The organism is Lysinibacillus sp. FSL W7-1291 (assembly GCF_038593415.1).
GTDB lineage: Bacteria > Bacillota > Bacilli > Bacillales_A > Planococcaceae > Lysinibacillus > Lysinibacillus fusiformis_D.
In genome coordinates this window covers 1,746,875-1,763,601 of the sequence record NZ_CP151994.1, presented here as the reverse complement: position 1 = coordinate 1,763,601, position 16,727 = coordinate 1,746,875, and the positions used below count along the sequence as shown (strand labels likewise).

Annotated in this window: 16 protein-coding genes; 4 read left to right on the top strand and 12 right to left on the bottom strand. The window is 40.8% G+C overall.

Annotated features, from left to right (window positions below):
- Positions 1–2 precede the first annotated feature (2 nt).
- From NST76_RS08400 to NST76_RS08350, 11 genes are all read right to left on the bottom strand, one after another.
- Positions 3–944 (bottom strand): ABC transporter permease, encoded by a 942-nt coding sequence (locus NST76_RS08400; protein ID WP_342544966.1) that lies wholly within the window; start codon positions 942–944, stop codon positions 3–5.
- A gap of 16 nt (positions 945–960) precedes the next feature.
- Entirely contained in the window at positions 961–2,517 is a 1,557-nt protein-coding gene (locus NST76_RS08395; RefSeq protein ID WP_089932510.1) for an ABC transporter substrate-binding protein, read from the bottom strand.
- Between the two features lie 25 nt (positions 2,518–2,542).
- Positions 2,543–3,505, bottom strand: a complete 963-nt coding sequence (locus NST76_RS08390) for a P1 family peptidase (RefSeq protein WP_036123045.1) — start codon at positions 3,503–3,505, stop codon at positions 2,543–2,545.
- 39 nt (positions 3,506–3,544) lie between these two features.
- Positions 3,545–4,522, bottom strand: coding sequence for a dipeptide ABC transporter ATP-binding protein (locus NST76_RS08385; protein ID WP_036123042.1), 978 nt, complete (start codon positions 4,520–4,522; stop codon positions 3,545–3,547).
- Positions 4,491–5,525: an ABC transporter ATP-binding protein gene (locus NST76_RS08380; protein WP_036123040.1), complete on the bottom strand. Its 1,035-nt coding sequence runs from the start codon at positions 5,523–5,525 to the stop codon at positions 4,491–4,493. The genes NST76_RS08385 and NST76_RS08380 overlap by 32 nt, the downstream gene beginning before the upstream one ends.
- Positions 5,526–5,540: 15 nt before the next feature.
- Entirely contained in the window at positions 5,541–6,995 is a 1,455-nt protein-coding gene (locus NST76_RS08375) for an aldehyde dehydrogenase family protein (RefSeq protein ID WP_058844697.1), read from the bottom strand.
- A gap of 10 nt (positions 6,996–7,005) precedes the next feature.
- A complete protein-coding gene (locus tag NST76_RS08370) occupies positions 7,006–7,752 on the bottom strand; it encodes a glucose 1-dehydrogenase (protein WP_036127354.1) in 747 nt (248 codons plus the stop codon).
- A gap of 1 nt (position 7,753) precedes the next feature.
- Positions 7,754–8,842, bottom strand: coding sequence for a tartrate dehydrogenase (locus NST76_RS08365; protein WP_058844696.1), 1,089 nt, complete (start codon positions 8,840–8,842; stop codon positions 7,754–7,756).
- A complete protein-coding gene (locus tag NST76_RS08360) occupies positions 8,839–10,071 on the bottom strand; it encodes a M20 family metallopeptidase (RefSeq protein ID WP_342544965.1) in 1,233 nt (410 codons plus the stop codon). The genes NST76_RS08365 and NST76_RS08360 overlap by 4 nt, the downstream gene beginning before the upstream one ends.
- A 386-nt stretch (positions 10,072–10,457) precedes the next feature.
- A complete protein-coding gene (locus NST76_RS08355) occupies positions 10,458–11,585 on the bottom strand; it encodes a virulence factor (protein WP_330493837.1) in 1,128 nt (375 codons plus the stop codon).
- 12 nt (positions 11,586–11,597) lie between these two features.
- On the bottom strand, positions 11,598–13,484 hold the full coding sequence (locus tag NST76_RS08350) for an ABC-F family ATP-binding cassette domain-containing protein (RefSeq protein WP_036121545.1): 1,887 nt from the start codon (positions 13,482–13,484) through the stop codon (positions 11,598–11,600).
- A gap of 343 nt (positions 13,485–13,827) precedes the next feature.
- Here NST76_RS08350 and NST76_RS08345 point away from each other — a divergent pair, with 343 nt between their 5' ends.
- A complete protein-coding gene (locus NST76_RS08345; protein ID WP_036121542.1) occupies positions 13,828–14,040 on the top strand; it encodes a hypothetical protein in 213 nt (70 codons plus the stop codon).
- Positions 14,041–14,058: 18 nt separating this feature from the next.
- Positions 14,059–14,364, top strand: coding sequence for a hypothetical protein (locus NST76_RS08340; RefSeq protein WP_145991324.1), 306 nt, complete (start codon positions 14,059–14,061; stop codon positions 14,362–14,364).
- A 370-nt stretch (positions 14,365–14,734) separates the two neighbouring features.
- On the opposite strand, the gene NST76_RS08335 is transcribed toward NST76_RS08340, so the two are convergent.
- Positions 14,735–15,451: a hypothetical protein gene (locus NST76_RS08335; RefSeq protein WP_036121539.1), complete on the bottom strand. Its 717-nt coding sequence runs from the start codon at positions 15,449–15,451 to the stop codon at positions 14,735–14,737.
- Between the two features lie 700 nt (positions 15,452–16,151).
- Between NST76_RS08335 and NST76_RS08330 the strand changes: the two genes are divergently transcribed.
- Together NST76_RS08330 and NST76_RS08325 are read left to right on the top strand one after the other, a co-directional pair.
- Positions 16,152–16,472, top strand: coding sequence for a transposase (locus NST76_RS08330; RefSeq protein WP_342544963.1), 321 nt, complete (start codon positions 16,152–16,154; stop codon positions 16,470–16,472).
- Positions 16,473–16,480: 8 nt separating this feature from the next.
- Positions 16,481–16,639, top strand: coding sequence for a hypothetical protein (locus tag NST76_RS08325; RefSeq protein ID WP_155273184.1), 159 nt, complete (start codon positions 16,481–16,483; stop codon positions 16,637–16,639).
- Positions 16,640–16,727 lie beyond the last annotated feature (88 nt).

Below are 16,727 nucleotides of genomic sequence, written 5' to 3'. Positions count from 1 at the left end.
TCTTAACGTAATCGAATTCTAGGGTCCAACACAGAATATAAAACATCAACGATAAAATTAATCATGACGACAGCTACTGTAATATACATGACAATCCCCTGCACAAGTGGAAAATCACGATTACTAATAGCCGTAATTAGTAGCTGACCGATACCTGGCAAGGAAAACACCTGCTCCACAATAATCGTTCCTGCTATTACCTCTGCCATGATCAAACCAAAAACCGTTAAAATCGGGATCATCGAATTTTTTAATACATGCTTATACATTACATTTTGTTCAGACATCCCTTTACTGCGAATTGTACGGACATAATCGAGTTGGACTTGTTCTAGAATAGCTGTACGGACATAACGGAAATTCACCGCAATTTGTGGAATGGCAATCGTTAAAGCTGGAAGAATAAGCGTGCTAAGTGCTCCTGCTATACTTTGGGTCCAAGGAATATAGCCACTAATTTTAAAGAAGCTAAACTGTAAGCCAATGTAAAGAATAAGCATCATCCCTAGCCAAAAGGATGGTACTGCCATCCCAATTTGCGTCATAGTGGATAATGACACATCACTTAATTTATTTTGTCTTCTTGCAGCAAACATCCCTAAAGGTAAGGAAATGATTAAGACCATAATAAGGGTAAGCCCTGCTAATGACATGGTGACAGGAAGTCGATCAAATAATAATTCTTTTACTGGCATGGAAAATCGAATGGAATTCCCTAATTGCCCTGTCAATAAGCCCTTCATCCAATCTACATATTGTTCATAAAGAGGACGATCCAAGCCGAGCTCAGATCGTAAATTTTCAATTTGTGTGGGATCCGCCTCCGTCCCTAACATCGTGCGAACCGGATCACCAGGTAATATTTGAAAAACGCCAAATGTAATGATGGATACTAGAAGGATGGTGATTATTAACAGGATGATTCGACGTAGGATATACATCATAAGCATTCATCCCTTTCTAGTTTGAAAACTTAACCTCAGACATATCATGGAACCAGAATGGATAACTCTTAAGCCCCGTCACTTGTTTGTCAGTACCCCACACGATTTGATAATCAGCAATGTAAACCGCAGTAGCTTGCTCTGCTAAAATTTCCTGTGCACGATGGTAGTAGTCGATTTGTTTAGCTTGATCAGTTTCCTTCAAGACATCAGCCATAATTTTGTCGTATTCTTCGTTTTTAAACAGGAAGAAGTTTTCACTATCATTTGTGGAGATATAGTCATTCAAAATTTCAAAGGCAGATGCACGACCTGTTAAATCAATCGTTGTCATCTCATAGTCGCGACCAAAGTACACACGATCTAGCCAGATACCCCATTCAACTACTTCAATTTCTACATCAATGCCAATTTCCTGCAAATTAGCCACTACAATTTGGGCAATATTTGAGTAAATATCATTATGTGAAGACACCGTTATTTTTGTTTTAAAGCCATCAGGATAACCCGCTTCCGCTAATAAGGCTTTCGCTTTTTCCACATCTCGCTCATACATGCTTTCTAAGCCCTTCTTTTGGAAGTCTCCCATTGCTGGACTCATATTAGATCCAAGAGGAACAGCATAGCCCGCAAATACAGAATCAATAATATCGGATTTACTAATGGCGTAATTGATCGCTTGACGAACCTTCACATTATCAAAAGGTGCCTTTGTTTCGTTAAAAGTAACGATTAATGATGAGTTATTATTTTGATGGGATAAATTATAGCTACCCTCTACCTCACCAACACGATGCCAAGGAACACTCGTTAAATCTACCTCATTCGCCATCAAGCTCATAATGGCTGCCTGATCATCTGATTGGAAGGCAAAGGTTACTTTATTCAAATAAGGCAATCCTTCCTGCCAATACTGCTCATTTTTCTTGAGCTCTAAATTGGTGCCAGGTGCGTATTTTACAAAGGCAAATGGTCCTGTCCCAATTGGGTTTTCATTATGCTTACCATCATTACTTTTAGGAATAATAGCTGATTGTCTTGCTGTTAATGAATACAAGAAATTAGAGTTCGGCTCTTTTAACTTGATAATAAATGTAGTCGCATCAGGTGCCTCTGTAGATGCTACATTATCAAAGTTATTAGACATTTTCTCCCCACCATTTTTCCCCATTAAACGGTCAAAGGAATATTGGATATCCTCCATCGTTAAATCATCACCATTATGAAACTTCACACCTTGGCGTATTTTAAACGTATACGTTAAACCATCCTCCGAGATGTCGTAGCTCTCTGCAAGCCCCTCTTTCAAGGAACCATCCGTTTCAGGTGCCATAAGCCCTTCAAACAGATTAAGTATCATTTGATAGGAAATAGACGCTGTAGCCTTATGTGGATCTAAAAAATCTGGATCGTCATTGACACGTACAACGATTTCCTGTGGAACATCGGCTACTGTTTGACCATCTGTAGAACTTGAACCTGTCGTATTTTTCTTTCCATCACCTGAACATGCTGTCATGATAATTGCTAATAACAATGTCACGAGCATCAGTCCTCTTTTTTTCCATTGCATAGTCGTTCCCCCTTTTCCCATATGCCTATCTTTGAATGCTTGTATAGCTTTCAACATCTGCCAATTTATCAGCGCCTTTAATGCCAGCGAGAATGGCTTCCTCCATTACCTTTGTTGCTAAATGTCCTAGATAATCAAGTGCATAAGGTTGATCGCCTGTCCCTAGCACAAAAATCGTATCGCCATCCAGCATGGTATGAACGGGATAAATCGTTCGTGCTAAAGCATTTTGCGTAAGCTGTGCAATTTTTTTAGCCTCTGCCTTCGTTAACTTGGCATTCACTGCTACCACACCGATCGTTGTATTAGTGCCAGCTAATGCCTCTGATTGTGCATGCTGCTCTAAATAGGCACAGCAATCCACCCACTGACCAGAATGCGCATCTCTGGCTCCTGCTAAAATTTGCCGTGTAGCAGGGTCCTTGATATCTCCCACGGCATTCACTGCCACGATGGCTCCTGCTACGAGACCATCTTTCCCCGCATAGGAAGCACTACCAAGCCCACCCTTCATCGCAAAATTAGGTCCTGCTAGTTTGCCAATAGTTGCGCCATAGCCAGCACCTATATTGCCATTGGTAAATGGGCCAACTTGTGCTGCTTGTGCCGCTTCATAGCCCATTTGCGCAGTAGGTCGAGCATGAGGATCACCGATAAATAAGTCAAAGAGAACAGCACTCGGCACAATCGGTATTTTTGCCACACCTGCATCAACGCCAATTCCTTGCTCGGCTAAAAATTGCATGACACCTGTGGCAGCATCTAATCCGAAGGCGCTGCCCCCAGCTAAACAGATGGCGTGGACTCGATCAATTTCATTAATAGGGTCTAATGCATCTGTTTCACGAGTGCCTGGTGCAGAGCCTCGAACATCCACTCCACACACCGCCCCACTTCCTACTAATAGCACCGTGCAGCCTGTAATCCCTTCCTTATTTTCACGATGTCCGACTTTGACACCTGGCACATCCGTTATATTGCCAAACATCTGCAACACCTCCACTCCAAAATAAATTTAATTTTCTGATTATTTATCATATAAAAAGCAAGCCACTCGTTGATGATTATTTTCATGTTGAAGCATCGGTCTTTCCTGATGACATCTTTCCATCACAAATGGACAACGGGTATGAAAGACACAGCCAACAGGTGGATTCATTGGACTTGGTAATTCACCTTGTAAAAGTATTTCTTGTTTCGGCTCATCAAAATTAACGACTGGTATAGCAGATAGCAATGCTTGTGTGTAGGGATGTAATGGATTGGCGTAGAGCTCCTTCTTTGTCCCAATCTCCACAACTCTTCCTAAATACAGCACTGCCACACGGTCACTAATATGCTTCACAACACTTAAGTCATGTGAAATAAATAAATAGGTTAATTGAAATTCATCTTGTAAATCCATCATGAGATTAAGAACTTGCGATTGCACCGACACATCCAGAGCAGATACCGGCTCATCAGCAATAATGAATTCTGGGTGTATCGCTAATGCTCGGGCAATACCAATTCGTTGTCGCTGCCCACCAGAAAATTCATGCGGAAACTTATGCATGGCATCCTCAGGTAGCCCTACCTTTTGTAAGAGCTCCTTCACACGCTCTTTTCGTTGTTCCTTCGTCAATGTTAATTGCAGTTTCATCGGTTCCTCGATAATAGAGCCGACCCGCATCCGAGGATTAAGGGAGGAAAAGGGATCTTGAAAAATCATTTGCATTTGATTGCGATAACTTTGTAGCTTACTGCCCTTTAAATGCTGGATTGGCTGCCCTTTATACAATACTTCCCCTGCTGTTGGTTCAACGAGCTTTAAAATCGTTCGCCCAAAGGTTGATTTGCCTGAGCCTGATTCTCCTACAATGCCCAATGTTTCTCCTCTAAAAATCTCTATTGAAATATCGTCAACCGCCTTGATGACCTTTTTTTCTTCCTTCATCGATTTGCGTTTCACAGGAAAGTAGGCTTTTAAATGATTAATTTCCAGCAAAACTTCTTTCTCCATCATGAGCCAGCTCCCCTTTCTCTGTGAATAAATGACAGCGTACTTTATGTGCCTCTTGAATGTAATGGATAGCCGGTTGCTCCACATGACAATGTGCCATCGCATGTGGACAGCGTGGGGCAAAGCGACAGCCATCAGGCAATGCATACGCTGGTGGTACGGTGCCAGGGATCGACGGCAGCCTTTTGACATCTGAATCAAGGCTAGGCATCGTTTTTAAGAGAGCAGTTGTATAAGGATGCTGCGGATTTAAAAAGAGCTCTCTCACTGGAGCTTCCTCGACAATTTGCCCTGCATACATCACCATGACACGATCGGCTGTTTCTGCAACAACACTCATATCATGTGTAATAAATAAGATGGCCGACTGATGCTCTTTCTTCATTTTCAGCATCAGCTTTAAAATTTGTGCCTGTACCGTCACATCCAGTGCTGTGGTTGGTTCATCTGCAATCAATAGCTGCGGATTATTAGACATCGCAATAGCAATCATGACACGTTGCCGCATTCCCCCTGATAGTTGATGAGGATATTCAGCAATCACCTTTTCTGCATTGGCAATCCCTACCTCCTGTAAAAGTAGTAATGCTTTCTTCCATGCCTCTTTTCTCGATACCTTTTGATGTCTGCGAATGCCCTCAATCATTTGATTGCCAATCGTAAAGACGGGATCTAAAGAGGTCATAGGCTCTTGAAAAATCATACTAATTTCATTACCACGAATACGGCTCATCTCTTTCTGTTTATAGGCGAGTAGATTTTTACCGTTTAAGGCAATGGAACCTGCTGTAATTTCACCTGGTGGTATGGGCAGTAAACGCATAATCGCTAAGGATGTGATACTTTTGCCGCTTCCTGATTCACCTACCAGTGCAACGGTTTCTCCTTTATGAATAGTAAAGTTTACATCTTCAACAACCTTCGCCTCTTTGCCATTTTTCAACTGGAATTGGATGGATAATTGATTGACCTCTAAAAGCACTTCTTTTTCTTTTGGCTGTTCCATATGCGTCCCTCCATCTCACTGTTGATTAGGTGGTGCATAGCGTATAGCGATGTTTTTCATTTGCGTATAGTTTCGCAGTGCAACAAAGCCCTTCTCTCGACCAATTCCGCTTTTTTTATAGCCGCCAAATGGCATTTGAATACCTCCAGCAGCCCCATAATTATTGACAAATACTTGGCCAGCCTGCACACGACTTGCCACATAATGAGCCGTATCAATATGCTGTGACCAAACACCAGCAACTAAGCCGTAGTCAGTGCTATTGGCTAATGCAATAGCCTCGTCTGCGCTGGAAAATGGCAGGACGGTTAAGACAGGGCCGAAAATTTCTTCCTGCGCTAATGGATCATTTGGATCAACGCCATCCAGTATAGTTGGCTGTACATAAAAGCCCTTTTCATAGCCTTTTATCGTCACTGGTTCGCCACCCGTAATCACATAGCCATCTGTCTTTGCTTGTTGTAATAATGCCGTGATTTTCGTATATTGGCGTTCATTTAATAGCGGTCCCATATCCATATCCGCTTCCCCAGGTCCAACTTGTATCGCTTGAAATTTTTGTGCTAGTTGTGCAATGAATGTATCTTTAATACTTTCTTCAATGAGTAAACGTGCCCCTGCAGAGCAAGTTTGACCGGCATTTTGAATAATGGCACGTACAACCCCCTCTAATGCTTGCTCCATATCGGCATCTGCAAACACAATATTAGGCGATTTTCCTCCAAGCTCTAATGTCACAGGCACAACATTTTCTGCTGCTGCCTTCATCACCGCTATCCCTGTCGGCACAGAACCCGTAAACGTAATATGATTAATATCGGGATGTGACGTTAAATAGAGCCCAACCTCTCGCCCCAATCCTGTAATATGCTGGAAAATCCCTTTCGGCACTTTATTGGCAAACCATTCAGCGATGGCATGTGTTGTCAGGGGTGTATCCTCTGCACTTTTCACAATCACAGCATTACCAGTTGCTATAGCCGCTGCGACACTTCTTGCCGTAATTTGAATCGGATAATTCCATGGCACAATATGTACCGTAATGCCAACTGGCTCTAGCACTACCGCATTTAATAGTCCATCCTCAATCGGAATGGTATCCCCCATCACCTTATCCGCTGCACCACCATAAAATTCAAAATAGCGAGCCGCTGCTTCAATATCTGCTCTTGCCTGTGATAAGGGCTTTCCTACGTCTCGACATTCTAGTAAACTCCATTCCTCTGCATGCTGTCGAATATAATGGGCAAATTCAATTAATAACTGCCCCCGTTCATAGGCCTTCCATTGACGCCAGTCTTGTCCTTCAAACGCTAGACGGGCTGAATGTACTGCTTGTTCCACATGCGCTTTACTTGCATTGCTAATTTGTGCAATCACTTCCCCTGTCGAGGGATTTTTAACTTCTAGGTGTGTCTCTTCTTCACCATGAACCCACTCCCCATTAATTAACATAGGAATTTTTCTCATCGTACCCCTCCTATAATCCACGACCACCATCTACATGCAATGTCGTTCCAGTGACCATACTTGCCGCATCAGACAATAAATAGCTGACTGCCCCTGCTATATCCGCTGGCTGTACTAAGCGCCCAAGTGGGACAGACTGCACAAACACATTTTGCTTCGTTTGCTCTATATCAGCATCCTGTGCAGCAAATTGACCAAGCATTTGTGTGTCAGCTGGGCCTGGATGAATCGTATTAACGCGAATTTGGCTTGATGCAAGTTCAATTGCAAGCCCTCTTGTAAAGCTTTCTGCCGCCCCCTTTGAGGCAATATAAGCCTGTAAGCCTGGTCTAGGACGCACGGCAGAAATAGAGGCTATTGTAATAATGGAGCCCCCTTGCTGTTTTTTCATAAAAGGAACAACTGCTTTTGTCGTGATAAACAAGCTTTTTACATTGACATCCATTAAACGGTTCCACTCATCCATCGTGACCTGCTCAATCGGTGTCGCTGACTGGGCAATTCCTAGTGCATTGACAAGGCCATCTATTCTGCCATACTTGTCAAAAACCTGTTGGCAAATGCTTTGAACACGTTCCTCCTGCAATACATTGACTTCAACACATTGTAATGAATCATGGGCGATATCTGATAGTGCATCTATTGATAAATCAAGCCCTACAACCTGATTACCCTGCTTTAGCTGCTCTTGAATAATCGCTTTTCCCATACCGCCTCCTGCACCTGTAACTACGACCACCTTTTGCTCGATTGCCATCCTAAACACCTCCTGCTGTTAAAGTCCTATTAATGATTTCCTGACAAATTGCATCGCCCATTTGTGCCGTTGTCGCTTGTCCACCAATATCTGCTGTCTTTACGATACCTTCCTGTAGCACTGTTGTAATCGCCTTAACAATGAGCTGTTCTAAATCGCTTCTACCTTGATGTCCAAGAAGTAAGGCAAGCGACCAAATTTGTGCAATGGGGTTAGCAATGCCCTTACCAGCAATATCTGGTGCAGACCCATGAACAGGCTCAAACATCGATGGAAAATCCTTTTCTGGATTCAGGTTTGCCGATGGAGACAGACCAAGTCCCCCGACAATAGCTGAGCCTAAATCGGATAAAATATCGCCGAATAAATTGGACGCCACAACCACCTCGAAATCCTGTGGACGTTCGACAAAATAGGCTACCAAAGCATCAATATAAATGGATTTCAACTGTAGGTCTGATGAGCTTTGTGCCACCGTTTTTTTTGTCTGTTCATCCCAAAATTTCATCGAATGAATAATGGCATTCGATTTTGTCGCACTGGTGATATTGGTTTTACCATGTTGCTTGGCATAATTACAGGCAGCTCGGACAATTTTTTCAATGCCAATCCGCGTCATAATGGTATTTTGAATGGTCATTTCCTGTGGCTGCTGCTGATACAGTCGACCACCACTATCCGAATATTCGCCCTCCGCATTTTCACGGAAGATGACAAAGTCAATGTCTTTACCATTCGTTAAAGGAGATGCTATCCCTGGCAACGATTTAATAGGACGGAAATTCACATACTGCTGGAAATGTTTCCGAATAGGCATAATTAATTGCCAAACCGTGACATCATCTGGCACACGAGCATCGCCAATTGCACCAAATAAAATCGCATCATATGTTTGAAGTGTTTCCAATGCATTCTCGGGCATCATACAGCCGTGCTGCACATAATAATCAGAGCTCCAAGGAAAAATGGTCGTTTCAATGTGTAAGGAACTGTCCTGTTCCTGCAAACATGTCAGCACCTTTAATGCTTCCTGCATTACCTCTTTTCCTATGCCATCCCCTGGTATGACGGCCATTTTTATTGACGTCATTGTTCATCACCCGCCAAAAATTTTAATGCTGCTAAACGGTAAATAGCCGTTGTTTCTGCTAATTCTTCAAGCTCTACATATTCATTGATTTGATGAGGGATTTCGCGATCTCCAGCACCGACCGTCACAATCGGGATGCCATGAACATGAAGAAACGTACCATCTGTCGCACCCGGAACACCATTATATTTCGGTTCTTTCTCCGTCACCTCTGCCACCGCCTCATAAATAGCCTGTACCACAGGATCTTCCTTAGCCGTTGCAGTAGCCGGCCGATTATCAAGCACCGTTAGTTCGACTTTAAAATCAGGGTCATCTGCTTGTAACCGTTTAATAATGGCCTCGATTTTGCCTAATAGCTCATCATGATCCTGAGCAGGCACTGTGCGGATGTCGAGCGTCGTCATACAATGATCTGGAATGACATTGATTTGTGCATCACCTTTAACCGGCGCACGTAAAATCGTTGGTGTGATAGATGGCCAATTCAGCATCGGATCACGCCCTAATCGTGCTTGCTCCTCTTTTTCCAATTTTTCAAGTTCTACGATAAAACGCGCCATGCGCCAGTTTGGATTTATACCGCTCCACGAAATAGCACCATGCGCCATTTTACCGAAAATATCTACTTGTAAACGTATGGCCCCACGCTGTGCAATACATACATTATTTTCCTGTGGCTCACAGATAATCGCGCCATCCACTCCATCAGCCCAGCCATTTTTAATAAAATGCTTAATGCCAAGCATTAGCCCCTCTTCATCACAAGGAATACATAAAATAATCTTGCCAGTAAACTCCTCTCGATCTAGCAGCAATGACTGGCAAGCCGTAATCATACAAGCCAGATTCCCCTTTGTATCATTCGTTCCCCTGCCATACATACGCCCATCCACAATCTCTGCTCCAAATGGATCATAAGCCCAAGCCTCTCGATTGCCCTCTGTCACGACATCTGTATGTCCTTCGAAAAGTAATGTTTTCCCAGGCTTGCCCGAATCAATAATGCCAATTACATTCGGTCGCCCTGGCACAACTTCCTCTACATGCGTTTCGATGCCAATATCTCGTAAATAAGAGGCTACAAAAGTTGCCACCTCTTGCTCATTACCCTTCGGATCGTTCTCACGGTAAACGCTTTCAATTCGCACAAGCTTCTGTGTTAATGCAATGACCGCCTCACGATCACGCACATACGATTTCGTTGCTTTCAAACTAGTTACTGTCATGCAAAGGCCCCCTATTTTTAGAGAATATTCTGAATTTATGTTATTTTATCATTGTCCTTTCTCTATGAAACTAGACAATATGTTAATGATTCCTAGAATGACCTTAACTTTTTGTTTAGCAATAAAACGCTAGAAAATGACAAATTATTCTGTTTTACGTGAATTTTTGATAGATTTTTTGAATAAAGAAGAGTTTATGGTTCGATTTTGGGGTGCTTGATTTTATAGTGAGTGAGTCGGTGCATCCTACTTTTGAAAGACTTGTTCTCCTTTTAGAGCTGAGCCTCACGCTACTTATGAGCGACCTTTTCTTTTATTTGAGAGCGAACAACCACCCTATCCCCTCCTAAAACGAAAAAAACCAGCAGCTGCTGGTTTTTTCCTGTTTATTGTTGACGGGATTCGGTCATTTGCTTCCAGACCGAGCCTTTTGCTTCCTCACCTTGTTCGATACGAGCAATAGCCATTTTCACTTGTAATTTCACTTCGAATTCTTTATCATCCTCAGCCGCTTTTAGTGCTGGTAAAGATTGCTCCGTGCCGACCTCATATAAATACATCGCTGCACGCCAGCGAACCAATTTGTTTTTATCTTGCAAGGCTTGCTGCATGGCTTCTTCAAATTCTACAAGGCCAAGATCACTCATACAGTCGCCTGCTGTTCGACGTACTGCTGCACTTTTATCCTGTAAGGCTCTTTCTAAATAAGGCACAACAGCCACATCTTCAATCATGCCTAAGTAGACAGTCGCTAGTCGACGAATGGACATCTGTTCATCCTGTAAGGCTAAATCAAGTAATGGTAAATCATCTAGCTCTGGATCAGCCATTTGGTCGAGCAACTGGAAGCGTTTCTCCCATTCTGGTTGATTGAACTGCTCCACTGTCACTTTTATTTTAGCTGTTTTAATAGCTGCTTTTTCATCATCATTATTAATAGCTGTGACAATTTCTGCTAAACGCTCCGCAGAATACGTGACATCGATCTCCTGCTTGACTGTTTCTGCTATATCCTCAAGCTCGCCATAGCGTACACCATAATCAATCCATTTGCGTTGGAAAATATAGTTTTCATCTACTGCCGACTCAATAATTTGATTAAAGGCATCAACAAAGCGGTCGCCACAGCTAACACGATGTTCGCGCTGATTATCAAAAGCTTTTACTTGTAGTGGCACCTGCTTGTAAAACTGTACATGCACATAAACCTCACCATAAAATTCATTGGCTACAACGGTTTCATCCTGTGTTTGAACATCTTCCCCTAACACTTGACGAATGCTTGCGAGAATACCTTCCCATGCATATTTGGCATTACGCTCAACAGCAAAGAAATCGGCTACGTGGTAAACGCCCTTTACCCCTTCAATAGCTAAAATGGCTGCAGCCTCGCCAGTTGCCTCGTCTTTATTATCCTTTGTAAAATTATAGCTTTTCCCGAACGGTAGCTCTGTATCAACGACAATCTTCATCGAATTGGGACTTGGCGTCGGTTCAATTGTAATAATCTTCATGTCTATCGCTCCTTATCCGTTGACAATTTCATCTAAATAAGACCATCTTTCAATCAGATGCTCATAGTGAGCATTTAGCTCATCCAACTTAGCTGTTAATTCCTGTAATTTCGTGAAATCTGAGCCCGCATTCGCGATTCCGTCTTCGGTCTCCATAATGGCTGTTTCCGTCTTTTCAATGTCATCTGCAATCGTTTCCCATTCCTTTTGCTCTTTAAACGATAGCTTTTTCTTGTCTGATTTTGGCTTTTCGGTCTTCGCCTTTTCGACTTTTGGCGCCTCTGCTTTGACAGTAGCTGCCTGCTCGCGCTTCTCTAAATACTCACTGTATAGATCCAGCGTTTCCTCTACCTGTCCTTGTCCATCCAATATCCATAACTTTTTCGCAATTCGGTCTAGGAAGAAACGGTCATGGGAAATCGTGATGACAACGCCAGGGAAATGCTCAATGAAATCCTCTAACACACCCAATGTTTCAATATCCAGGTCATTGGTTGGCTCATCAAGTAATAAAACATTTGGTTGCTCCATTAATAAACGTAATAAATGAAGACGTTTGCGCTCACCACCAGATAATTTTCCAATTGGTGTACCATGGGCGTGCAGCGGGAATAAAAAGCGCTCTAACATTTGAGCCGCTGAATAGCGAACGCCCTCTGCATCGGTAATATCATTAGAAGCCTCACGTATATATTCAATCATACGCTCATTTTCATTCATTTTCGGCAATGTTTGCTTGAAATGTGCCAGCTTCACTGTTGACCCTACAAGAATTTCACCTTGATCGGGTGTTAGCTCCCCTGCCAGCATGTTCAATAAAGTTGATTTTCCTACACCATTCGCACCAATAATGCCGATACGGTCCCCCTGCTGTAGTAAAAATGAAAAGTGTTCAAGAATTTTTTGCTGTCCGAAGGCTTTCGAAATATTTTCAGCCTCCAGTACTTTTCGACCAAGGCGTGTAGTTGCAAGGCCCAATTCCAATGAAACATCCTCTGATTTGCGCTCTAGGTTATCCTCCAGCTTTTCAAAGCGTTGAATACGCGCTTTTTGCTTAGTTGAACGTGCCTTCGCACCACGACGAATCCATTTCAACTCTGAACGATAACGGTTGCGATCCTTTTGGGCAGAGGCAGCCTTCATTTCCTCACGAATAGCACGTGACTCTAAATAATCACCATAATTTCCTGTATGACGATACAACGTTTGATCTGCAAGCTCGTAAATATGTGTCGATAATTCATCGAGGAAATAACGATCATGGGTGATGAAAATGACTGCACCCTTTAGACGTAGCACCATTTCTTGAAGCCACTCCGTTGACTCCACATCTAAATGGTTGGTAGGCTCATCCAATAAATAAAGATCTGCAGGCTCAATTAACACTTTGGCTAAGGCAACTCGTTTTTGCTGACCACCTGATAGCGTTAACACCTCTTTATCGAATGTTTCGATGCCTAGCTTCGTTAATGCCGTTTTCGCAAGGGCATTAACATCCCATGCCTGCTCTTCATCCATGCGCTGTTGCAGACTAAACAATGTCTTTTGTAAACTTTCGGATGTTGGGTTGACAGCTAGTGCAGCTACTGTATCTTCATATTGGCGATTGAGTTGTAAAATCGGTGAATCGCCTGCAAAGACAGCCTGTAAAACCGTTTCTCCAGCATTAAATGTCGGCTCCTGTGGCAAATAGGCAACACGGTATTTATTCGGACGATCGACTGTTATCATGTCTGCTTCTATATCTCCAGCTAAAATGGATAACAGGGTTGATTTGCCCGTTCCATTAATACCGATTAAGCCTGCTCGCTCTCCTTCATAAATGGTAAATTCAATATTTTGAAAAAGCGTTTTATCGCCCACCGTTTTGGTTAGATTTTGTACGATTAAATGACTCATTCCACTATTCCATCTCTTTCATGTTAGGTATTGTTCATGCCCACACGATTTTTATGTAGACGATTATTGATATCCATTATTCATCATAACATCATTTGACAGGTAAACAAAGAACAACAACCCGTACTTACGATGGGTGAATGTCCTGTAAATTCGTGTGCATAAGCTGACAAAGCTTGATGATTCCTTGTTCTATGTCCTGTGGTTTTAGATACGAATGTAATACAAGCAATGGTTTGCCGTTTCTACCGATGATGAATTACTATTTATTTCTGATAAAAATATTTGGGCAAATCTTTATTCCCTTACTGCGTTAGACATTGCGTATTTTGAGGAACAAGACTTGGATCGTTTTTTTGAATTACTAAAGTTAGTCAAACAGAGTGGGGCAAACATTGACCATGTAAACGTAACAGATAGGAAAGAAGTTAGCCAAAGTACTGCTATTGGCTTTGATATGATGCTTGCTGAGAGCATAGACATAAAGGAAGAATTATTAGTTTCAATCAAGAAATCAAATTGGGAAGTTGCTAGTTTTTATGAAAATAAAAAATGAGTTGCAGAAAAAGAAAAAGTGCAAAATCGCCGTTTTACGTTTGATTCAAAATACAATGATTATTGGTTCAAATGTAGAGCAACAAATGACAAGGGCAAATGCACGAATATATTTGTCCAAATCTATTTCAAGGACCATAGCTTAACACAGGCAAATAGCCACCTAGAAGAAGAGTTCAACACGATATTTATGCTATTTGAAAAACGATACAGCTTTATAGAAGAGAGTTCAGATAATTCGATACATTTTACGGGTGCTGAAATTGCTCAATATGCAAGTACGGCCGATTTTATTAAAAAAATTTCAACTAATTTATTACAATAACAGGGTTATGTCAACAACTATCCTATTTTTTAATGGGGTTTTTTTATGGAGTTAGCAGTCGTCAAAAATTTAGTTTTAACTATTGCTAACTTTGTGTTCATTTTAGAAAAAAACATCAATAATCGTCATGCATTAAGGGGTAAAATTACTGCGTAGTCTTTTTAAAACAGTCTACTTGACAGGGGTAAGTCCAAAAAATTTTTATTCGAGTTTACTTTTTAAAAAAGCGTTGATTTATTTTAATGCGACGCTAGTGCTCATATTTATGTTTCAAAAAAGTTAAGTTTAGTCAAACAATGATAAAAGAATCCCACGGAAAAGCAAACCTGTCTGCTTTCCCATGGGATTTTGTGTTTTGTGGTGATTAATCTTATTTTTTATAAACGGTTTTTTTAATGAAAGTACCATCTGGTTTATAAGCATGTCCGAAATTACATGTAGAACCAGTATCTACAGCATACTGAACTTTGTGGTGAGTTGTGAAAAGTTCGAAATAGATGCTTTCATCTGCTTTGATTGGTGTATTACTTGTGAACTCAACAGTGAAATCCTGCTCCAACTTAAATCCGATTTTAGCTTCGAGACCAGCTTTAGAGGCACCAAAAGTTCCGTCAAAAGTTGATTTAAAACTTTTCTTTTCTGATATTTTAAAGGTATCTGGACCATCTATAAAGAAGGTTTTATATGGGTAATTTTCGTTATACCAGCCAGACCCTAAGTCTTTTACATAACATATTTCGCCCTTCGCATACGGAGTAACTTCTTGGTCTGGTTTACTAAAGTCTGTTTCTGAAGGTGTATATTCATATTCAATTCTAACAGGAACTTCTTCTAAACCTTGTTCTACTGCAATTTCTTCCAATACTGACTTATCTGTAATAATTACAGATGATACACCTTCAGAGGACTGTAATTGCGTTTGCATCTCTAGGCTAATGGGTATTTTTGAAGTCATAGTATCTTCGCTTTCAATCTTCATACCATCTACCTTACAATCGGATGAAGAGGTACTCGCAAAAGATGTTGGAACTATTGAAAAACAAAAAATTGACGCTAAAAATAATGAACCAAAAGCTTTTTCAAACATTTTATTACCTCCTTTTTGTAATTCACTCATATTATAATGCATATATATATACTTTTAAAGTAAAATATGTAAATAATGCATTTATTAGAAAGGATTTGGTATTGTTGAAAAAATTTTTACTCTCTGTATATTTCGTAATAATTTCCTGCATTGGCATATTATTTGTACCAGTATCATTAAAGTGGGGGCCTCAACTTGAATTTTATGATAAAAGGTATGTTCCTTTATGGCAATTACAATCTAAGGAACTCCAAGTTGATGATTATTATCCAATTTATGAGCTTGATATTGTGAGAATAGTATATGAAATTGGCATAGTAACTTTATTACTGTTTATAATATATTTAATACTAAAGGAAGTCTAAGAACTTAAAAAAGATGGATTTATAGAATTGTGGTAACTCCATTTCCTACCAATAGGGTGTGGTCTAACAGTAGCGCTTTGCCTCCTGATTCAAATGTGATAATATAAATTTTATTATCAATATCTGTAAGTAAAGTGGTTATAAATAACTAAATATAAAATAGGAATAATGAACTGATAAAAATTTTAGGAATGGCAAATAAAAGTGATACTATGTTGAAAACCATAATGGCTAATTTCAATAATTTCTAAGGTGATATTATCCCCTTTAGGTAGACAATGTTAAAAAAACTACAGTACGCTGTAGATAACAGTTTACTTTAAGGGGGTTTTTCTATGTCGAGAAAAAATAATACGTATTCAAATGAGTTGAAATTAGAAGTAGCACAGGCTTATATGGCGGGAGAAGAAAGTATGCAAAAGGTTGTGGAAAAATACGAGATTCGTAATGTTTCACAAGTAAAGGTATGGTTGAGAAAATTTAAAGAAGTAGAATCGATTGAAGCGTTTAACCGTCTTCCATCTTCAGGGTCAGGGGCAAAAGACGTAAAAAATCCGTTCAAAGGCAAACGGATTCACTTCAAGGATATAGAAGAAGAACGTGACTACTACAAGGCACAGATAGAATACTTAAAAAAGCAGTACCCAAATCTGTAAATGGAGGAATGCCCACTTATCCAGATCGTTATCAAATAATTGAAGAAATGAAAGACCGTTATCCGATTACGTGGCTTGCAGAAATGGCGAAAATCCAACGTTCCGGCTATTATAAGTGGTTGAAAAATAGCAAGGTATCGTTGCGGAAACAGGATGATATCCTCTGAAAAGAACACATTTTAACCATTCATCAAACAAATAAAATGTATGGTTATCCACGCATAAAAATCGCTTTACGTGATAAAGGATTTAAGG